This is a genomic window from Lysinibacillus sp. BF-4 (assembly GCF_000743635.1).
In the GTDB taxonomy this organism is placed as follows: domain Bacteria; phylum Bacillota; class Bacilli; order Bacillales_A; family Planococcaceae; genus Metalysinibacillus; species Metalysinibacillus saudimassiliensis.
In genome coordinates, this window is record NZ_JPUW01000012.1 from 23176 (window position 1) to 43614 (window position 20439).

General features: G+C 39.5%; 19 protein-coding genes. 15 read left to right on the forward strand and 4 right to left on the reverse strand.

The features are described from left to right. Positions 1 to 107: 107 nt before the first annotated feature. Together ytvI and CH76_RS06050 are read right to left on the reverse strand one after the other, a co-directional pair. Positions 108 to 1166 (reverse strand): sporulation integral membrane protein YtvI, encoded by a 1059-nt coding sequence (ytvI, locus tag CH76_RS06045; protein WP_036144214.1) that lies wholly within the window; start codon positions 1164 to 1166, stop codon positions 108 to 110. 74 nt (positions 1167 to 1240) lie between these two features. Beyond that, the gene (locus tag CH76_RS06050; protein WP_036144216.1) at positions 1241 to 1768 is read right to left on the reverse strand and encodes a DUF2179 domain-containing protein; all 528 of its coding nucleotides are present in this window, start codon (positions 1766 to 1768) and stop codon (positions 1241 to 1243) included. A gap of 151 nt (positions 1769 to 1919) precedes the next feature. Between CH76_RS06050 and CH76_RS06055 the strand changes: the two genes are divergently transcribed. Next, complete coding sequence (locus CH76_RS06055) at positions 1920 to 2672, forward strand: tyrosine-protein phosphatase (RefSeq protein WP_152553294.1); 753 nt, start codon at positions 1920 to 1922, stop codon at positions 2670 to 2672. A 36-nt stretch (positions 2673 to 2708) separates the two neighbouring features. Here the strand turns inward: CH76_RS06055 and CH76_RS06060 are convergent, their stop codons facing one another. Next, complete coding sequence (locus tag CH76_RS06060) at positions 2709 to 3851, reverse strand: acyl-CoA dehydrogenase family protein (protein ID WP_036144220.1); 1143 nt, start codon at positions 3849 to 3851, stop codon at positions 2709 to 2711. Between the two features lie 107 nt (positions 3852 to 3958). On the opposite strand from CH76_RS06060, the gene CH76_RS06065 reads away from it, so the two are divergent. From CH76_RS06065 to CH76_RS06110, 11 genes are all read left to right on the forward strand, one after another. After that, positions 3959 to 4567 carry a 1-acyl-sn-glycerol-3-phosphate acyltransferase gene (locus tag CH76_RS06065; protein ID WP_036144221.1) on the forward strand — a complete coding sequence of 203 codons (609 nt, stop codon included), beginning with the start codon at positions 3959 to 3961 and terminating at the stop codon, positions 4565 to 4567. A 96-nt stretch (positions 4568 to 4663) separates the two neighbouring features. After that, positions 4664 to 5524 carry a neutral zinc metallopeptidase gene (locus CH76_RS06070; protein ID WP_036144224.1) on the forward strand — a complete coding sequence of 287 codons (861 nt, stop codon included), beginning with the start codon at positions 4664 to 4666 and terminating at the stop codon, positions 5522 to 5524. 73 nt (positions 5525 to 5597) lie between these two features. Then, the gene (locus CH76_RS06075) at positions 5598 to 6314 is read left to right on the forward strand and encodes a YebC/PmpR family DNA-binding transcriptional regulator (RefSeq protein WP_036144226.1); all 717 of its coding nucleotides are present in this window, start codon (positions 5598 to 5600) and stop codon (positions 6312 to 6314) included. A 181-nt stretch (positions 6315 to 6495) separates the two neighbouring features. After that, on the forward strand, positions 6496 to 8226 hold the full coding sequence (locus CH76_RS06080; RefSeq protein ID WP_235190366.1) for a methyl-accepting chemotaxis protein: 1731 nt from the start codon (positions 6496 to 6498) through the stop codon (positions 8224 to 8226). Between the two features lie 230 nt (positions 8227 to 8456). Next, the gene (locus CH76_RS06085; RefSeq protein WP_036144231.1) at positions 8457 to 10154 is read left to right on the forward strand and encodes a M3 family oligoendopeptidase; all 1698 of its coding nucleotides are present in this window, start codon (positions 8457 to 8459) and stop codon (positions 10152 to 10154) included. Positions 10155 to 10176: 22 nt separating this feature from the next. Beyond that, complete coding sequence (locus tag CH76_RS06090) at positions 10177 to 11256, forward strand: AI-2E family transporter (RefSeq protein WP_036144233.1); 1080 nt, start codon at positions 10177 to 10179, stop codon at positions 11254 to 11256. An 80-nt stretch (positions 11257 to 11336) separates the two neighbouring features. After that, complete coding sequence (locus tag CH76_RS06095; RefSeq protein ID WP_036144235.1) at positions 11337 to 11783, forward strand: hypothetical protein; 447 nt, start codon at positions 11337 to 11339, stop codon at positions 11781 to 11783. A 12-nt stretch (positions 11784 to 11795) separates the two neighbouring features. Then, entirely contained in the window at positions 11796 to 11969 is a 174-nt protein-coding gene (locus tag CH76_RS13900; protein WP_161769864.1) for a hypothetical protein, read from the forward strand. Between the two features lie 60 nt (positions 11970 to 12029). Then, complete coding sequence (locus tag CH76_RS06100) at positions 12030 to 12878, forward strand: hypothetical protein (protein WP_036144237.1); 849 nt, start codon at positions 12030 to 12032, stop codon at positions 12876 to 12878. Positions 12879 to 12988: 110 nt separating this feature from the next. Next, the gene (locus CH76_RS06105; RefSeq protein ID WP_036144239.1) at positions 12989 to 13672 is read left to right on the forward strand and encodes an ABC transporter ATP-binding protein; all 684 of its coding nucleotides are present in this window, start codon (positions 12989 to 12991) and stop codon (positions 13670 to 13672) included. Further along, positions 13672 to 14952 carry an FtsX-like permease family protein gene (locus CH76_RS06110; RefSeq protein ID WP_036144241.1) on the forward strand — a complete coding sequence of 427 codons (1281 nt, stop codon included), beginning with the start codon at positions 13672 to 13674 and terminating at the stop codon, positions 14950 to 14952. Before CH76_RS06105 ends, CH76_RS06110 begins: the two co-directional genes overlap by 1 nt. Before the next feature lie 17 nt (positions 14953 to 14969). Here the strand turns inward: CH76_RS06110 and CH76_RS06115 are convergent, their stop codons facing one another. Next, a complete protein-coding gene (locus CH76_RS06115; RefSeq protein ID WP_036144244.1) occupies positions 14970 to 16130 on the reverse strand; it encodes an SAM-dependent methyltransferase in 1161 nt (386 codons plus the stop codon). Between the two features lie 83 nt (positions 16131 to 16213). On the opposite strand from CH76_RS06115, the gene hflX reads away from it, so the two are divergent. The 3 genes from hflX to CH76_RS06130 all read left to right on the forward strand — a co-directional run bounded on the left by hflX (position 16214) and on the right by CH76_RS06130 (position 20430). Beyond that, positions 16214 to 17488 carry a GTPase HflX gene (hflX, locus tag CH76_RS06120; protein WP_036144246.1) on the forward strand — a complete coding sequence of 425 codons (1275 nt, stop codon included), beginning with the start codon at positions 16214 to 16216 and terminating at the stop codon, positions 17486 to 17488. 207 nt (positions 17489 to 17695) lie between these two features. After that, a complete protein-coding gene (locus tag CH76_RS06125; RefSeq protein ID WP_036144249.1) occupies positions 17696 to 19183 on the forward strand; it encodes a peptide MFS transporter in 1488 nt (495 codons plus the stop codon). A 119-nt stretch (positions 19184 to 19302) separates the two neighbouring features. Next, complete coding sequence (locus CH76_RS06130; protein ID WP_036144251.1) at positions 19303 to 20430, forward strand: M20 peptidase aminoacylase family protein; 1128 nt, start codon at positions 19303 to 19305, stop codon at positions 20428 to 20430. Positions 20431 to 20439: the final 9 nt, after the last annotated feature.

Sequence of the window (20439 nt, forward strand, 5' to 3'; positions counted from 1 at the left end):
TTTGATTATACGAGTCGTTAGATAATGGTAAAGCAACTGCAAATGTACGCTAGCACAAGTAACTATAGTATAAAGCCGAAAAAAAGAGCGAATGCGTTAGCATTCACTCAGATTTTCCATTGCATTTTAATAATACCCGCTTCTTTTAATGCCATAATTAAAATAATTAGGAGAGGGCCAAGTAGTAAACCAATAATGCCAAACAATTTTAATCCTACAAACATTGCGATTAATGTAGGTAATGGTGATAGCCCAATATGAGAGCCCATCACTTTTGGTTCCACTGTACGACGAATGATTAATAAAATCCCAGCTAAGATTAATAGTTTTACTCCTAGTGCCGTGTTACCAATTAAGAAGTAAAAAATGGCCCATGGTGCTAACACTAAAATTGAACCAAGAAACGGAATGACATCAATAATCCAAATGACCAGTCCCATCGAAATAGCATATTTGGGATGGATAAGTAGTAGCGCAATAAATGCGACACCACCAATTAACAAGCTCACTAAAAACTGTGCCTTCATAAAACCAAATACGGCGTCTTTTAGGCGGTTCATAATCATGCGTGTTTTTTCTTCAGTTGAGGGCTTTAAACGTGCAAAGAAGGCTTCCTTTAAACGTGGTAGCTCTAGCATAAATAAAAATAATGCAATCATATAAACGAGTAAGCTAACTAAAAAGCTTGGCATTTCGCCTAAAAAGGCAGTAATCCGTTCGTAATTAAAAACATTAACAATCGACATCTCTAGCTTGTTTGTAAACTCTACCATTGTCTTTTGAATGGAGTCAGCCACTTCAACTGGTAGATTTTCGGTATACTTTGCGATATTGCCCTGCATTTGAACCCAAATCCCTGTAAGTTTTGCGATATACATAGGCATTTGCTTAGACATATTAATCACTTGTGCAATTAATTGTGTAACAGTCAAATAACATAAAAACGAAATAAATGCGATACTAATTGTGTAAATAACACCAACAGCAAGCTGTCTTGACCAATTCCATTTGCGTTTAACAAAAGTGATGATTGGTTCTAATAAAAATGCGGTACAGCCAGCTAAAATAAATGGTACAGATACGGGGATAATAAAGTACGCTGCTACCCCAATAACAATGATAGCTAACGTAGTAATAAGCGTTTTTTTAACGGCCGCTTTGTTCAAACTCGTTCACCTGCTTAACTTCCATATAGTATGTTCTATTTTAGCATAGAAAAATTAGTGTAATGCGATTAATGTTAGTGATTCTGTGGCTTTTTTTTCATGCGTTCAAGTAAAAAGCCGCCCTTAAAGGATTTAGGCTCATAAGAAATAATAAACGCGCGAGGTTCAAGCTCCTCTACAATTTCAAATAATTCTTTTTCGCGATTACGCTTGGCTAAAATTTCGTATTTATAACGTGCGCTGTCACGTCCCTCACCAACAAAAATAGTAACCGCAAAACCACGATCACGTAAGATGGTAATCATATCCGCATTGCGTGATTGTGTATTGATGGTAACGTACACATAACCTATGGCAAGCTTTTGCTCAATGCGTGTACCTAAAAACATTCCTAACCCAAAACCGACAGCATACACGACCATCGCCATTGTGCTTTGATCACCACTAAAAACAAGTGACAAGCCAAAGACATAAATAAACATTTCAGCAATGCCAATAACGGCTGCGAGTGATGTAATATTTTTCACTAAGAAAATGGTACGCAATGTAAGCAGCGGTACGTAAACAAGTTGTAAGACTAAAATTAATAAAATTTCCTTCAAATCGATTCCCTCCGCTTTGCGTTAAATGTATTGAACAGTATAACACTGTGTCTAAAATTAATGAAACAACAACTAGGTAATGGGTTTGAAGTAGCTAAAATTTTGAAAATTGCCTATCATTAGAGTAATAATGAGTAAGGAGAGTGAGTGTATGACAATACAGTTTGATGGTGTACCTAATTTTCGAGATATGGGCGGCTATGCAACGAGTGATGGGCGACAAGTAAAGCGCGGGCTTTTTTATCGTTCAGCAGCATTAGGTAAGATGACGCCTGCGGATAAAGCAAAGTTTAGTGCGCTTGGTATTAAAACCATATTTGATTACCGAGATGACGAGGAAGCAAGTAAAAACCCTGACCCAACTTTTGAGGATGTAACTAATATTCGTATCCCAGCAAAACTTAATACGCTAGCAAAAATGCCAACGAATGAAAAAGCACCGACAAGTTTTTATAAGCGTGTAACCCCTGCTATGTTTACAGAGTTGTATACTCAAATGGCTTTTGATAACCCATCTTTTCAGCGCTTGATGCAGGTGGCGCAGAATCCAGCCCAACTTGGCTTACTGCATCACTGTGCGATTGGCAAGGACCGTACAGGTATTGGCGGAGCTATGATTTTATTAGCACTAGATGTACCGCGTGAAACTATTTTTGAGGATTATTTAAAAACAAATGCACTGTTACAAGCAACAGTCGAGCAAATGGCGACTAAGGTGCGCGAGACTTCTGATGAAATGGAAATGGCGCAATTTTACGCATTGATGCAGGCGCGTGAGGATTATTTGCAAGCAGTCTTTGACGGCATTGACACACGTTACAGTAATGTAGACGATTTTTTAGCGGAGCAGTTCGCCCTTACGACAGAAAAACGAAAAAATATGCAACAATTTGCGTTAGAATAAAAATACCGCCCCTGCGTTTGCAGAAGGCGGTATTTTTTATTGCAGTGCGCTAGCTGCTAAACGTTGAATGGTCATATCATCCATCGGTGGATTGTGCAGACCTGCACGCACATCGCGGTAATAGCGCTGTAACGGATTAGCCAGTTGTAAACTCTTAGCACCAACTAAGCGCATGGCTCTATCTACTATAGTAATAGCATTATTGGTTACGGTATATTTAGCGACGTTAATTTCATTGCCGAGCAGTGCACGTTTATTTTCGTCATCAAAGGCGCGCGCTGTACCGTATAACATAAAGCGTGCTTGGGTGAGTAATAAATCCATCTCACCAATATGCGTTTGTACATTAGGTAGCTCACTAATGGTTGTTGATAAACTGTTTGGCTGATATGTTTTAGCAAAGTGTACCGCATAATCACGCGCTGCTTGTGCAATACCTAAATACGTAGAGGGAATGTGTAAGCTCCAGCCATTTAATTTTGCGCGGCGCGATGTGTTTGATTCGACAAGGTCATCCGTTGCAACGCACACATTTTCAAGCACAAGGTCGTGGCTACCAGTGCCTTTCATAGCCATCACTTGCCAGTTTTCTTCGATACGTAGCCCTGCAGTATCTTTATGAATTAAAAAGTTGCCAATGCGTGAAAGTTCAGGTACCCATGCAGAGACAATAATATAATCAAGTGCATAAGAGCCCGTCGTAAATGTTTTGCGGCCAGTAATTGACCAGCCATCCTTTGTGCGAGTAGCAGTTGTTTGAGGTTGACCACCGCGTGTTGGACTGCCGGTTGCAGCTTCACTTGCTGCACGATTAACCATAGCACCGTTGCAAATTTCCTTTGCGAAGGCTTGTAGTTTATCCTCAGACCACGTTTTATTTTCAAAGATTTCGCCTACAACGCCAAGTGTCCAACTCATAATAAGTGTGGCACTTGCATCATATTTGCCAAGTGTTTCTTGCGTGAGTAACATATCGTAAACCGAAAATCCTTCTCCACCATATGCCTTAGGTAATGTGACGCGAGGGTAATGAATGGCGCGTAAGGCGTCAATTGTAGCAAACGGAAAGCCATCTGTAGCATCTACTTGGGCAGCATTTTGGGCAAATTGTTCACCGAGTTGTTCTAGTTTTTGTTGCCAAGCTTGCTGCTCAGCTGTCGTAATAAATAAACGTTCCATACTATCAGCTCCTTTACTCCTAGTGTAACGAAAAGTTTGGCATATTGCATGAATACCTTGAAATCAGTACAATAAGAGTAATGAAAAAAGTAAGGTAGGTAGTCAACGTGTATAAATTGATGGGTAATGTAGCAAATGCTATTTTAACGGTATCTGGCTCTAAGGCAAAATTATACGGTACAAAACATATCCCAAAAGAAGGCGGCTTTATTATTGCCTGCACGCATAATGGGTACGTCGATATTATTAATTTAGGTTTAAGTTTAATGCCACGTGAGATTCATTTCATGGCAAAAAAGCAATTGTTTGAAATGAAAGGGATTGGCTGGTTGATTGATCAGCTTAATGCGTTCCCTGTTGACCGAGATAATCCAGGACCAAGTGTAATTAAGGTGCCAAGGCAGCTATTAAAGGAAGGTAAGATTGTTGGCATCTTCCCAAGTGGTACGCGTAATGCAGAGAGTGCTAACTTAAAGCAAGGCGCTATTACGATTGCACAATTAACAAAAGCGCCAATTTTACCAGCAGCTTATATTGGGGCTAAAGGTGTTGGCGACGTATTAAAGCGTAACAAAGGTTATTTAATCTTTGGCGAGCCTTTTTATGTAACAGCAAGAGGCAAAGAAGGGCGCGATGAGTTTACACATGTGCTAGAAGATAAACTAGACGAATTAACAAAAGAAGTTACATTTCTTTCGAAGGTGTCGAAAAAATAAGTAGTGAATCAGGAGTGATTGCCATTCCTGATTTTTTACTGTGTTTCGATTAACACGAAATGGTGAACAGAAAAGGTAAAGAGAGGAAGATGACCAATGAAATACGAGGGTAGACGTAAAAGTAATAATGTAGAAGACCGTCGTGGTATGAGTGTTGGTAAAGTAGGAGGTGGCATTGGCGGTATTGGTTTAATTATTGTTGTGCTGTTTACCTTATTAAGTGGCGGCGGTATTGGCGATGTTATTAGTAATGTAGGCAATAGCACACAACAAACAGCACCGCAAAGTGAGCGTCCATACATTAGTTCTGAAGAAGAAGACGAGCTGATGGAGTTTGTGTCGGTCGTATTGGCAGACACAGAAGACGTTTGGTCACGTATTTTTAAAGATAATGGTTTAACTTATGAAGAACCGACACTTGTTATTTTTAGTGATAGTGTACAGTCAGCTTGTGGTGTAGCAGGTGCATCTGTTGGTCCGTTTTATTGTCCTGGTGATCATAAGTTATATATTGACCTAAGCTTTTATAAAGAGTTAAAAGACCGTTTTAAAGCGCCAGGTGATTTTGCGATGGCTTATGTAGTAGCACATGAAGTAGGTCACCATGTACAAACGCTATTAGGTACGTCACAAAAGGTACATGCGCTACGTAACAAAGTCAGTGAAGCAGAATATAATGCAGCTACAGTTAAACTAGAATTACAAGCTGATTATTATGCAGGTGTATGGGCACATCATCAAAAAAATGCAGGCTATTTAGATGTGGGTGACCTAGACGAAGCTTTAACAGCAGCAAATGCAATTGGTGATGATACATTACAAATGCAAGCACGCGGCTATGTTGTACCAGAGAGTTTTACACACGGTACCTCAGAACAACGTCAGCGCTGGTTTAAAAATGGATACAAAACTGGTACCATTCAAGGTGGCGACACATTTAATGCAAAGGCGCTGTAAGATTTTCTTTTACAAATAGCTAAGAGTAGTAGTAAAATAAACGACAGAAAACAAGAAAAGTGAGATGACAAACATGGGTCGTAAGTGGAATAATATTAAAGAAAAGAAAGCGGCAAAGGACCAAAGTACAAGTCGCGTAAACGCAAAATTTGGACGTGAAATTTATGTAGCAGCAAAATCTGGTGAGCCAGATCCAGAGGCTAACCGTGCACTTAAAGTAGTTTTAGAGCGTGCTAAAACGTATTCAGTACCAAAGCATATTATTGAAAAAGCCATCGAAAAAGCAAAAGGCGGCGGCGAAGAAAGTTTCGACGAATTACGTTATGAGGGCTTTGGCCCAGCAGGTACGATGATTATTGTGGATGCCCTAACAAATAACGTAAACCGTACAGCTTCTGAAGTACGTGCAGCTTTTGGTAAAAATGGCGGCAACATGGGTGTAAGTGGTTCAGTTGCTTACATGTTTGATTCAACAGCTGTATTTGGTCTAGAAGGCAAAACAGCAGATGAAGTGTTAGAAGTATTACTTGAAGCAGATGTTGATGCGCGTGATGTATTTGAAGAAGATGACCACGTAATTGTTTACGCTGAGCCAGACCAATTCTTCGCTACACAGGAAGCATTAAAAGCAGCAGGTGTAGAAGAATTTACAGTAGCTGAGCTTTCAATGATGCCACAAACTGAAGTTGCATTAACAGGTGAAGATGCAGAGAAGTTTGAAAAACTAATTGACGTACTAGAAGACTTAGAGGACGTACAATCGGTTTACCATAACGCAGACCTAGACTAATAGCCTAGTATAATGAGCAGCCAAACTTAATTGTTTGGCTGCTTTTATTATGTCTTAAAGCATATAAAAATGGTGTAGAGTAGCAAAAAACTTAATAAATGTATTGATTAATTAGGCGTGACATGGATATTATAAGGATATTACTAAAATACTAATGACGGGGGTAGGTATGTTGGGATATTTGAATACAATACGAGGTAAGCTTACGATTTTATGCCTAGCCTTATTATTAATTCCTAGCGCGATTATGGCATTTGTGAGTTACACACAAGCTAAAAATAGTTTGAACACACTAGGAGAAACTGTGCTGAAAAATAGCGTAGAAACATCTATGCAGCTATTAGAGAGTGTGAAGCGTGATTTTTATGCGGGCAATCTTACATTAGAGGAAGCGCAGGAGGAAGTTAAAACGTTATTGCTTGGTAAGCAACAAGCTGATGGCAAGCGAGAAATTACACATCCTGCCGATTTAGGAGAGACGGGCTACCTTTATATTGTAGATAGCAAGGGTGTGCTGTTAATGCATCCTACGCGTGAGGGAGAGAGTTTATGGGAGGAGGAAGATACCGACGGCGAATATTTTATTCGACACGTTATTGAAGCGGCTGAGACAGGCGGCTTTACTAAATACTATTTTGCTTTACCATTTCAAACAACAGTTGCACAAAAAGTAGTCTATGCTAAAACAGATAAGGACTGGGGTTGGACTATTGCGGCAGGTACATATATGCAGGACTTTAACGCACCTGCAAAAAATATTTTAACAACGATTTTACTAATGTTAGCCATTGCTGTCGTTATTGGCATTGTAGTAATTTCACTAGTAGCTCGACACATATCTAGCCCACTCGCTAGTTTAACAAAACGTGTGCGTGAAGTAGCACGTGGTAACTTAACGGTGCCGCTAGAGGATTTACAACGCCGAGATGAGGTAGGTTCATTAAACCGTAATTTTAACGAAATGGTTGGGCACTTAAAGAGTCTCATTACAGAAGTAGAAGGCGCGATTGTATTAATTAAAGATACCTCAGGCAATCTATCAGCTGTGTCCGAAGAAACAACCGCTTATGGTGATGAGATTGTACGCGCTATTACAGAGGTGTCGGCACGTGCTGAGCAACAGGCAACCAATGCAGAGAGCACACAGGAAACCTCACAGCAATTTACAGAGCAACTTAATGTACTGCATGACCGTAATGCGGTGATGTACGCATCTTCTACAGAAATGAAGAAATCAAATGAGCAAGGGGTACAAAGCTTACAGGCACTACAAGTAAAATCAGCAGAGACATTTACAATTATTGAGCGTATGCGTACCATTTTTGCACAGCTTACTAATAAAATGCAGGAAATCGAAAGCATTGTCGGTACGATTAGTGATATTTCCGATCAAACTAATTTATTAGCGCTTAACGCATCCATTGAAGCGGCACGTGCAGGTGAGCATGGTAAAGGCTTTGCGGTAGTCGCAGAGGAAGTACGTAAACTCGCGGACCAAACTGTAACAGCGACAGACTCTGTACGTACAACACTGCGAGGGATTGCAGAGGAGGCAGCAGTTGTAACAAACGAAATGACTAATACGTATACGATTGTCCAAGCACAAAATCAATCAGTAGCTAGCACAGAGCTTGCTTTTGAGGAACTTGAACAAGCAGTGACTCATATTGTAGGTGCTATTGATGAAGTATTAACAAGTGTAAGTACAATTAGTGAGTCAAAGGAAATTATGACAGCGGCTATTGATAGTATTGCGGGTATGAGCGAAATGAATGCCGCGGCTTCTGAGGAGGTAACTGCTTCCGTAGAGGAGCAACAAAATGCAATTGCGATTGTCACGCGTTCAGCAAATGAGCTAAGCGATGAGATTATTGCATTAAATGAAGCTATTGCACGTTTCCGTATACGTTAGTAGCAAAGGCTGGGATATAACTTGATTGTAATGAAAAACTATAACATCGAATAGTAACTTTTTTATGTCAAAGGGGTAAATTCAGCCTCGATAAACGGAAAAAATGTTAGACCAATTACATCTTGGTCTAACATTTTTCTTTTGGACCTAGTCTTTTACATTCCTTGCATGCTACAGCATTTCATATGATAATAGAAAAGTACAAATATTCAAGAAAAGAGTGAGCTAAAATGAAAACATTTGACCAATTTACTTATGAAAGACCAAACTTAACAGCCATGGCTGAGCAACATAAAATATTAATGCAACAATTTAAGGAGGCTAACTCTGTAGCGCAGCAAAGTGAAGTAATTAGTGCGTGGAATAGCATTGCGGCTAACTACCAAACAAACGCTACACTTGTTTATATTCGTGCGAGTGTTGATACACGCGATGCGTTTTATAAAACAGAGCGTGATTATCTTGATGATAATGGTCCGCGTTTTGAGGAATTACAAAGTGCATATTACGAGGCATTAGTTAGTTCGAAGTTTCGTGTAGAGTTAGAGCAAGAGTGGGGCACACAACTATTTGCGTTAGCACAAAATGCAGTGGATGCTTTTTCGCCAGCCATTATGCCAATGTTACAGCAAGAAAATAAATTAATATCGAGCTATCAAGAACTGGTAGCGTCAGCACAAATTGAGTTTGATGGGCAAACCTTAACACTAGCACAAATGGGGCCTTACTTAGAGTCAACAGAGCGTGATGTACGCAAACGTGCAACAGAGGCCCGCTTTAATTTTTATGCACAAAATCGTGAGCAATTTGATGCGATTTATGATGACTTAGTAAAGCTTCGTCATAAGATTGCAACAACACTTGGTTTTAAAAACTTTGTGGAGCTTGGCTATATTCGTATGGACCGCGTAGATTATGATGCAACAATGGTCAAAAAATTCCGTGACCAAGTACGTGACGAAATTGTACCAGTAGCTACAAAACTATATGAGCGACAAGCCAAACGCATTGGTGTACCTACGTTAGCATTTTATGATGAGGGATTAAACTTTTTAACAGGTAATGCTACACCCCAAGGTGATGCAGACTGGATTGTTGCTAATGCAAAAACAATGTACAGTGAGCTTTCAGTAGAAACAAAAGAATTTTTCACAATGATGATTGAGCGTAATTTAATGGACCTTGTAGCGAAAACAGGTAAAGAAGGCGGCGGCTATTGTACCTTTATGGAAGATTATGAAGTACCATTTATCTTTTCAAACTTTAATGGTACGTCAGGAGATATTGATGTGTTAACACATGAAGCGGGGCATGCCTTCCAAGTATACTCAAGCCGTAATGTTGGAATACCTGAATACATTTGGCCAACTCATGAAGCATGTGAAATCCACTCAATGAGTATGGAGTTCTTTACATGGCCATGGATGGAACTATTCTTTAAAGAGCAAACCGATAAATATAAATTTGGTCATTTAAGCAGTGCGTTATTATTTTTACCATACGGTGTTGCTGTAGATGAATTTCAGCATGCAGTATACGAAAATCCAACAATGACACCTGCACAGCGTAATGCAAAGTGGCGTGAGATTGAGCAAATTTATTTACCTCACCGCGATTATGACGGCTTAGCTTATTTAGAGGATGGCGCTTTTTGGCAACGTCAGCAACATATTTATAGCAGTCCATTTTATTATATTGATTACACATTAGCTCAAATTTGTGCGTTGCAGTTTTGGCAAAAGTCGCGTGAGGACTTCACGGCGGCGTGGCAAGATTATACAAATTTATGTAAGCTTGGAGGGTCTAAATCTTTTACACAGCTTGTAGCATCAGCTAATTTAAATTCACCATTTGAGGACGGTACAGTAGCAGCAGTAATTGAGGCTGTAGAGGTATATTTAAATAGTGTTGAAGATGATAAAATGTAAGCTATAGAAAGAAGGTGGCTTCTTGACAAGGAAGGTATGGTTTCAAGTAGGGGTTGGGATATTAATTGCCCTGCTTATTGTAAAATATTTTATTGAGGTCAATTGGATTTTTTCGCCGTTACTTACGATTTTAAAAACTATTTTTGTGCCATTATTATTGGGCGGGGTATTGTATTATGTAACGGAGCCTATGCAACGTTTTTTAGAAAAACATAAATTTACACGCGGTTGGAGTACGCTAACGATTTTATTAACGATTATTGCTTTTGTTACTGCCTTCGTTATGATTGTTGGTACGCCGATTGCTAACCAAGTAAACGAGCTTGTAAAAAACGCACCAAAGATTGGGCGTCAGTTAGAAGACGGTGTAAATTATTACTTACGTAACAAGGATAATTTACCACCGCAGTTACTTGAAATTATTGATAATATTACAAACTCTGTGCAGGATATCGCAATTGTTGCGAGTACATGGCTTGTGAGCTTCTTGCAATCTGTTGTACAAGTTTCACTGCTTGCTGTGTTAGTACCGTTCTTTTTAATCTTCATGCTAAAGGATCACGAAAAATTTGCGCCAAGTATTTACCGCTTATTTTCTGGCGAGCGTCGCGAGTGGGTAAAGAAGACACTTAGCGAAATTGATAATGTGTTACGTAGCTATATTCAAGGGCAATTATTGATTAGTTTTTTGCTTGCAACTATTATGTTTATTGGGTATTTAATTATTGGTCTTGACTATGCGCTATTACTTGTAATCTTTGCGTTCTTTATGAACGTCATACCGTTTATTGGGCCATGGATTGCTTTTACGCCAGCGTTAATTGTTGCTTTAATTCAAGATCCGATGCTAGCGATTTGGGTATCGGTAGTTACACTTGTTGCACAACAAACGGACAGTAACTTTATTACACCAAAAGTAATGGGTAAGTCATTAGATATTCACCCACTCACAGTAATAACGATTATTTTAGCTTCAGGTAAAATTGCAGGCTTTATTGGTATCGTGATTGCAGTACCGTTTTATGCGGTAATGAAGGTGTTAGTAATGAATATGTATCGTTCGCGTCAGGCTATTAAAAAGGCCGCAACTAAATCAATTTAATGAAAAGATGCTCGAAGTCATATTCGAGCATCTTTTTTTCGGCTATACTGTAGAGAGATTGTAGAAAAGGAGTTGGCAACGTGCTAACATTTGAACAAAAACAAGCGATTATTGAATCGTTTGCCCAATTAACAAAAAAAGAAATTTCATTAAAGCGTGTAAACTATCACTTTGAGGAAAGCCTATATGAAAAGAAAATTGTCGTAGAAAAATTACACCCTAACGGTAATGGCTTTGTCTTTGTAGGAGATATGCCAAAATATAGCGAACAAGCAGTTAAAAGTATGGTTAATATTCGTGACTATGATGAGGAGGCACTGCGTGAAATTATTGCAGCAGCTATCGCCTACTTATCAGAAGACACAAATGTTGAGGAAGACTGGGAAAATGTAAGCGGCGATAAAATCAAATTATTATTTGAACAACGCTCATGGGTTGTTTATTATAATGGCAACTTTGAAGAAGCTTTCGGTACGTATGAAGAGGCAAAGGCTTATCTTTATGAGGAAGGCTTTAAAAAACAATAAGGAGGCAGCCTTATGAATGGTAAGAAGATGGCATCACTTATTATTGCACTCGCAATATTAGTAGCCGCAGGCTGTGCGCTTAGCATTTATTTGTTTTTCAAATATTACGAGCCTAAGCCTGTACAAATTAACACAAGTGCTGATACAACGTATTACATCAGCTCAACACCCTCACATTTACTGTGAAGGTGTTTTTTTGTAGGATATGTCGATATAAGGAGTAACTTAACACAAGGATGTGACAGGATGAAAATTATTGCTTCTCACCCGCAAATCGCGACATCACATGTAGCTAAGGCGCTACCTAAACAACCGCTACAGCCTGCTGTAACTAAGGACGAAAAAAACTTTCAGTACTCATCGGCATTGTCGCACTACAGTAATCAATCCTCAAATGCTCTATTAAGTAAAGAACCGCCCACTACAGGTGATGGTTGGACACAAGTAGCAGATAAGGATTTTGGCTATAATCGTACCTATGCATCAGGCGCCACACATTGGCGACCTCATTTACCTATGGCAACAATGACGGATGACCAAGTAGTGGAAATCGCACTCAAACGCACAGAAGAAATTATGGCGCGTATGGAACGCTTAAAAGATAACCCAGCAATTGGCGTGCCAAAGGATCCCATTGCGTTGTTTAACAAAGGGATTGACCCTTATGGACCGGACTATATTTTGCCAGACCTTGTCGGTAAGTCGGAAGGTGAGCTACGCGACTATTTTTTAACTTCATTTTTCCGTCGTCGGGATTCTGAGCAAGCGTCCGTACGCTATTATGACGAAGGTGTTAAGCTCTACGCTGACCGTATGAAAGCTATTGAGGCAGAGCGTCAGGCTAGCATAATGACGCCCCAACAAATCGCGGCACGTGATAAGGGCTATGCTGAAGACATGAAAAAAGCAAGAGCTGAAGATCAACGCATAGCAGCACGTCTAGCTAATCAGTTAGAGGCAGGACAAATGATTTCTGCACAGGATATGATGAAGTTTGCGATGATTGATGCAGGCAAGTTAGCAAAAGCAATGGAAAAATACAATGCTAAAATGATGATAGGTAAGTTAAAGGAACACTTTACTGCCAAAATTTAAAGGTCGAGCCTAGCGCTCGACCTTTTTTCTTCAGAGAATCTTAATAATTATCAACAGCTAACATTAAGATTTACCTCGTATAGTAAGTAATGAAAGCGAGGCGTACATACATGATAGAAGTACAAAATATTGCGCATACCTTTTTAATTGGTAAAAAGGGTGCAGAACAACCTATTCACGTATTAAAAGCAATTAGTTTTACGATTAAGCCAAAGGAAATCGTAGCTATAGTTGGTAAGAGTGGCTCTGGTAAGTCCACATTACTGCAAGTGATGGCAGGTTTTATGAAGGCTGATACAGGTAGCGTAAAAATTAATGGTAAGGAAACAACAGACTTAAATGAGGCAGAGCACGCAGCTTTTCGCTTAACAAACTTTGGTTTTGTTTTTCAAAATTTTCAGCTCATGCCAGGTTTAACTGCGGCTGAAAATATTGAGTTACCCTTAAAACTACAAGGCATACCAGCAAGTGAACGCAAATCACGTGTCGAAGCGCTTATGCAACGTATCGGATTAACAGAGGTTGCAGCGCATTATCCTAATGAGCTATCAGGAGGTCAGCAGCAACGTGTCAGTATCGGGCGCGCGCTGATTACAAACCCGCCAATTATTTTAGCGGATGAGCCGACAGGTAGCTTGGACTCCGAAACCGAACAAGAAATTCTTCAGCTAATTGCAGATTTAAATAAAGAGTTTGGTATTACATTTGTGATTATTACGCATGATGACGAGGTTGCGAGCTTTGCGCATCGCAGATTAAAAATGCATGACGGACAATTAAAGGAGGAAGCCTAATGTTACTGAAAGACCAATTGGACTTTGTGAAACAGCATATTGTAAAAAATAAAATGCGTGTATTTATGACCATTCTTGCGGCAACGATTGGCTGTGCCTTTTTAATTGTGCTTGCCTCTGTTGGTTTTGGGCTTCAACAAACCGTTAAAAATGAAATTTTATCAGACGAAGCGGTGACCCGTATCCAGCTTTATGATGATAGTTTAACAAAAGAGCGAGCAGCATCACTTAAAGACGAAGATAATGTTAAAGCGGTTGTACAAAAAACACAGTTGCCAATGGCTTTAAAATCTGAGCTTGATGACCACGAGGCACATAGTGAAGGTAAGTTTTATGACATGACTGCTTTCCAAAAGGTAAATGGCAAGTTAGCACAAGGTAGTTATCCAAAGGCAGCAGATGAAATTGTCGTTGGCTACCATTATGCACAGCGCTTAATGAATGAGGCAGATCAAGAAGCCTATAACGAAAAAGTAGAAGCGGCGAATAAAAAGCAAGAAAATTATATGGGTGAAGACGAAGGGTTTAAAGGTGCTATTGTTGGGCAAACCGTAGCACTTACTGTCGAAAATGATGAGGAACAACAAGTGGTTAAACCATTTAAAATAGTAGGTGTACTACAAGCGCCAAGCTATGAGTGGATGATTGATAATCAAGTTATATTTAGCGATAAAGCTATTAACTTCTTTGCAGGCTTACAACCTGATCCTTTCCCAAGTGAGTATATTATTCATATGGACTCAATGGAAAACGTTAAGCCTTTACTAACAAAACTGAAAAAAGAAGGCTTAGGTGTATACTCTGTTATTGAGCAGATGGACCAAATCAATGTGTTCTTTGCCGTATTTAAGGCAGGGCTATTATTTGTCGGCACAATTGCCGTATTAATTGCTTCTATTGGTATTTTTAATACGATGACGATGGCAGTAACTGAGCGTACACGCGAAATTGGTGTATTAAAGGCTATTGGCGCAAGCCCTAAATTAATTCAACGTTTATTTTTAATGGAAAGTGCTTTTATTGGCATTGTTGGCACAGTAATTGCGGTAATTATTTCGTATGTGATTAGCGTTACGGTTAACTTTGCACTACCGATTGTATTAGAGATGGCAACGGGTGAAGATATGGGCGAGCGTGAAATGATTTTTTCTGCTATTCCGTGGCAACTTGTCGTTATTGCCTCTGCTATTAGTATTGGTGTGGCAATGATTTCTGGTTGGCGTCCTGCACGCAAAGCTACAAAGATTGATGTCATTCAAGCATTGCGTCAAGAAGTATAAAAAAATCGAGCGGCCGCTTATGGTCGCTCGATTTTTAATTCCTTCGCTAGGAAGGGTTGTGCATGTAGTAGTTGAGTAAAACGCTCGTAACGCTCAAATTGCTCAGCACTTGGCTTTTTACCTGTATAGTAAGCACGGATTAAAATGTTCTTAGGTGTATGTGCCATGTCGATAAATTCCAGTAGCTGTGTTTCGTAGCCAACGAGCGATAAAATTTCGGCCCGAATACTGTCTGTCGCTAAGGCAGCAAAGCGTTCCTTAACAAGTCCATGTTGTAACATTACATCTAACGCAGGTGCTTGCAACTGACGATTAAGTTCGTGCTGACAGCAAGGTACACTTAAAATAACACTGGCACCCCAGCGTACAGCGCGCGCTAGTGCCATATCCGTTGCTACATCACAGGCATGCAAGGTTACGACCATATCAACAGCGGTTTCGTCGTTATAATCATTAATATCACCAACTAAAAATTCAAGGTGCTCATAGTTTAAATCCTCCGCAATTTGCGCGCATTCTTCGATAACTTCCTTTTTTAAATCAAGCCCCGTAACATGAATGTCTAGGCCTTTTTCAATTTTTAAATAGTGGTAGAGTGCAAAAGTTAAATAGGATTTGCCAGAGCCGAAATCTAAAATACGAATCGTACGGTCTTTAGGTAAATAGCTAAGGCTGTCATCAATCATTTCAACGAAGCGATTAATTTGTTTAAACTTATCAAACTTTGCTTGCTTCACTTTACCATCAGCTGTTTGTACGCCAAGACGTACTAAAAAAGGATAGGCGGTGTTTTCCTCAAGTACATACTGCTTTTTGCGGTTATGTGTAAGGCTGGCATTCGTTACTTGTTCCGCATTTTGTTTCCAAAGTACTTTGTTTTTCTTTGAAAGCTGAATGTGCACACTTTCCTCTGTAAAGCGTAATTGTGCCTGACGGAAATCAGCAAAAATGGCTTCTAGTTTTGCGGGGAAGTCAGCTAATAAAATGTTATCATGCTTTAAAATACGTTCGTATTGGTATTCGACTTGAATATGGTAAAGCTCCTTCACCATCACCGGTTTTAATTTGATACGCTTTACTTCATTTGAGCGCATCCTTGGCTGGCTAATCGTCGCGTGGATTAATTGTTCATTTAAGATGCGTTCGTTTAACGCCTCTAGCATTTGTGCAAACTCCATAACATGTTCGCCCCTTTCATAATGGGGTTAATTGTAACATATGTTAAGATGAATTTATATTGAACGTTAAGGGGGCTATACCAATGAAAGAAGTCGATACACTAAAGGAATATGCGGTTTTAGTTGGTGTGCAATTACAAAAAGATACACATTTTGACTACGGCATGCAGGAGCTCGAAAATTTAGCGCACGCGTTAAATGTTGAGGTTGTTGGCACAGTCACACAAAACTTAGAGCGTATTAACCCTGGCTACTATGTAGGTACAGGTAAAATTGAAGAAATCAAAGCGTTTTATGAAGAGCGCGAGGCTAACGTTGTTATTTTTAATGATGAGCTGACGCCTTCACAAATCCGTAATCTTGAACAAGAGTTAGCTTGTAAAGTTATTGACCGCACGATGTTAATTTTAGATATTTTTGCGCGCAGAGCTAATACTAAAGAGGCACAGCTACAAGTACAGCTTGCACAATTACAATATATGTTGCCGCGTTTAATTGGTTTACGTGCTTCGCTTGGACGTCAAGGTGGGGGCACAGGCGGTGGCTTTAAAAACCGTGGTGCTGGTGAAACTAAGTTAGAGCTTGACCGTCGTAAAATTGAAGACCAAATTAGTAAAATAAAAAAAGAGCTTGAGCATGTAAAAGAACAACGTGATACACAGCGTAAGCAACGTGAACGTAATGCATTGCCCGTTGTATCTTTAGTAGGCTACACGAACGCAGGTAAATCGACCGTTATGAACCAACTGCTCGAAAAATCAGGACAGAGTGAACATAAGCAAGTATTTGAAAAAGATATGCTGTTTGCCACACTCGAAACATCCGTGCGTCAAATTGAGCTAGTGGATAAAAAATCTTTCTTATTAACAGATACCGTTGGCTTTGTCAGTAAGTTACCTCACCATTTAGTAAAAGCCTTCCGATCAACACTAGAGGAAGCTAGAAATGCAGATTTATTATTACATGTGGTAGATGTATCACATGAGGAATATCGTTATATGATGGAAGTGACGGACCAAACTTTGCAGGCTGTTGGCGTTGAGGGTATACCAACGATACATGTTTATAATAAATGTGATATTACAGATAAGCCTTACCCTGTTGTGAGTGGTGATCATATTTGGCTTGCAGCTAAAGAAGGTGTCGGCTTAGATGAGTTACTAGCGATTATTAGCCAACATGTCTTTGCTAATTATGTAAAATGCGAGCTACTTGTACCGTATGACCGTGGTGAAGTAGTCGCTTATTTAAATGAAAATGCGGCAATTCAGTCAACAGATTATGAGGAAGATGGCACAAGAATTTTGGTAGAATTAAATGATATGGACGCCAAACGCTTTAGCGAATATATGCAGTGAAATAGCAAAAACGATAATTACCTGTGCGTAATTATCGTTTTTTATATTGTTTGGTATAATAAATCATTATATTTTTAGCGTAAAATAATTGATTTTATTGAATTTATAAGTAATTCAGATTACTTTTAAATTATTGCAAAATATCATTTATTCCGATAAAATTAGATTCTATCAAACATGTAAGATGGATTGGATGTAGGTATTTTTATGTTGAGTAAAGATGAAATCGTCAAAAGTGTGCCGCAAAAAGGCTTTTTAGGGCATCCTAAAGGATTGTCTACACTATTTTTCACTGAGTTTTGGGAGCGCTTCTCGTATTATGGTATGCGCGCAATTTTAATTTTCTTTATGTATTACGAATTAAATGAGGGTGGGCTTGGTTTAGACCGAGGCACAGCGAACTCTATTATGGCGCTGTATGGTTCACTCGTATATATGTCAGGTATTATTGGTGGCTGGATTGCTGACCGTATTTTAGGTACACGTAAGACCATTTTCTATGGTGGTATCTTGATCATGATTGGTCATATTTTATTAGCATTACCCGGCGGTATTGAAATGTTATTTACGTCAATGGCATTTATCATTATTGGTACAGGTTTACTAAAACCAAACGTATCAAGTATTGTTGGTGATATTTATGCAGATGGTGATTACCGTCGTGACGCAGGTTTTTCTATTTTCTACACAGGTATTAACGCAGGTTCGTTTTTAGCACCATTAATTGTTGGTACAATTGGTCAAACATACAGTTTCCATTTAGGATTCGGTATCGCAGCTGTAGGTATGTTCTTTGGTCTTGTTATTTTTAAATTAACAGAGAAAAAATATTTAGGCGTAGCGGGTACGCAAGTTAACAACCCACTTCAACCTGAAGAACGTAAGAAAACAGCAATGATGGCACTAGGTGGTACAGTAGTTATTGCCTTAGCTGCGTATGCATTGCACACGCAAGGTCTACTAACTGTAAATACATTTGGTTTAGTAGTAACAGCACTTGGTATTTTAATCCCTACGATTTTCTTCTTTGTGATGTATCGCAGTGAGAAAACAACAAAGGATGAAAAATCACGCGTGCTTGCTTACATCCCGTTATTTATTTCGGCGGTAATTTTTTGGGCGATTCAGGAACAAGGAGCTACAATTTTAGCGACTTATGCCAATGACCGTACTAACTTAAACTTTTTAGGTATTACATTAAAGTCATCATGGTTCCAATCACTTAACCCATTATTTATTATTACACTCGCGCCAATGTTTGCGATGTTGTGGGTAAAATGGGGCGAGAAGCAACCAACAACTCCGCGTAAGTTTGCGTATGCTTTATTCTTTGCGGGGCTATCATTTATTGTAATGATGATTCCTTCTTCACTATCAGGTGGTACAACTTTAGTAAGTCCACTATGGTTAGTGCTTAGCTTCTTCCTTGTAGTAGTAGGTGAGCTTTTACTATCACCTGTTGGTCTATCAGCAACAACACAGCTTGCGCCTAAAGCCTTTGCTGCACAAACAATGAGCCTTTGGTTCTTAACAAGTGCTGCAGCTCAAGCAATTAACGCACAGCTGGCAAAAGTATATGAAGTAGTATCTGAGTTTTTATACTTTGGTATTATTGGTGGTATTGCAATTGCCTTCGGTGTTATTATCTTAATCATTTCGCCAATCGTGTCAAAAGCGATGCGTGGTGTAAAATAAAGTTTTTGCCTAGTTGGTGCGCCAACTAGGCATTTTTTATGGAAAAAAGGGGAATATGACGTGTAACACTAACAAATTGTATATAATAGTTTTACAATTAACTTGAGGGGATTGATTTAATGATAGAACCATTGACCGAATTGCGACCAAAAATCATGGAGATATTTGAGCACTTGCATGCTAATCCAGAGGTAAGCTTTGAGGAGTACAACACAACAAAGTTTATTGAGCGTACATTAATAGAGGCAGGCTATACGCCACATCGCTTTAAAAATTGTACGGGCTTATATGTGGATGTAGGCAGTGGTGCGCCTTATATTGGCTTACGTGCAGATATGGACGCATTATGGCAAGAGGTGGACGGTGTGTTTAAAGCCAATCATTCTTGTGGTCACGATGGGCATATGACAATGGCGCTTGGCTCGCTATTATTATTAAAACAATTACCACAGTCTTTTAAAGGTACAATTCGTGTGATTTTTCAGCCTGCAGAAGAAAAAGGGCTTGGCGCATTAGCTGTATTAAAAGAGGGCGTTATTGACGATTTAGATTATTTATTTGGTGTGCATGTTAGACCAATCGAAGAATTAAGCGACGGTACGTACTGTGCAGCCCTTTACCACGGAGCCTCTGTTACAATAGAAGGAAACATCGTAGGCGAGGATGCACACGCAGCGCGACCACATTTAGGGCAAAATGCGATTGAGGTAGGCGCGGCAATTATTGAGGACATTCGTTCGACGTATACAAATCCCATGGTGCCAACTTCTGTTAAAATGACACGTTTTCAAGCTGGTGGCTCGGCAGCTAATGTGATTCCAGGGCGCGCAGCATTTACCTTAGATGTACGCGCACAAGAAAACAGCGTAATGAAAGAGCTAAAGGATAATGTGCAACGTGTCATGGACTCTGAAGAACTACTGTACCACGTGAAAATCACGACACATATTGCGTCAGACATTGTAGCAGCTGAGGTAGATGAAGATGCGATGATGTTACTAGAGCAAGCCATTATTGATAGTGTAGGAGAAGCTAATCTACGTCCTCCTGTACACACACCAGGCGGTGAAGATTTTCACCATTATGCGGTACAACGACCTGCATTAAAAACAACAATGCTTGGCTTAGGTTGTGGGCTAGAGCCAGGTTTGCATCACCCCCACATGAAGTTTAATCACACTCGCTTAATTACAGGGGTGGAAATATTAACACGCGTTTTACTATTAGCTATACAAAAAGCACAATAGGAGGGGTAA

Bases quoted from the DNA above. Each gene is read 5' to 3' on its own strand.
- CH76_RS06055 (WP_152553294.1), top strand. From the start codon at position 1,920: ATGACAATACAGTTTGATGGTGTACCTAATTTTCGAGATATGGGCGGC.
- CH76_RS06060 (WP_036144220.1), bottom strand. From the start codon at position 3,851: ATGGAACGTTTATTTATTACGACAGCTGAGCAGCAAGCTTGGCAACAA.
- CH76_RS06070 (WP_036144224.1), top strand. From the start codon at position 4,664: ATGAAATACGAGGGTAGACGTAAAAGTAATAATGTAGAAGACCGTCGT.
- CH76_RS06075 (WP_036144226.1), top strand. From the start codon at position 5,598: ATGGGTCGTAAGTGGAATAATATTAAAGAAAAGAAAGCGGCAAAGGAC.
- CH76_RS06085 (WP_036144231.1), top strand. From the start codon at position 8,457: ATGAAAACATTTGACCAATTTACTTATGAAAGACCAAACTTAACAGCC.
- CH76_RS13900 (WP_161769864.1), top strand. From the start codon at position 11,796: ATGAATGGTAAGAAGATGGCATCACTTATTATTGCACTCGCAATATTA.
- CH76_RS06100 (WP_036144237.1), top strand. From the start codon at position 12,030: ATGAAAATTATTGCTTCTCACCCGCAAATCGCGACATCACATGTAGCT.
- CH76_RS06105 (WP_036144239.1), top strand. From the start codon at position 12,989: ATGATAGAAGTACAAAATATTGCGCATACCTTTTTAATTGGTAAAAAG.
- CH76_RS06110 (WP_036144241.1), top strand. From the start codon at position 13,672: ATGTTACTGAAAGACCAATTGGACTTTGTGAAACAGCATATTGTAAAA.
- CH76_RS06115 (WP_036144244.1), bottom strand. From the start codon at position 16,130: ATGGAGTTTGCACAAATGCTAGAGGCGTTAAACGAACGCATCTTAAAT.
- hflX (WP_036144246.1), top strand. From the start codon at position 16,214: ATGAAAGAAGTCGATACACTAAAGGAATATGCGGTTTTAGTTGGTGTG.
- CH76_RS06125 (WP_036144249.1), top strand. From the start codon at position 17,696: ATGTTGAGTAAAGATGAAATCGTCAAAAGTGTGCCGCAAAAAGGCTTT.
- CH76_RS06130 (WP_036144251.1), top strand. From the start codon at position 19,303: ATGATAGAACCATTGACCGAATTGCGACCAAAAATCATGGAGATATTT.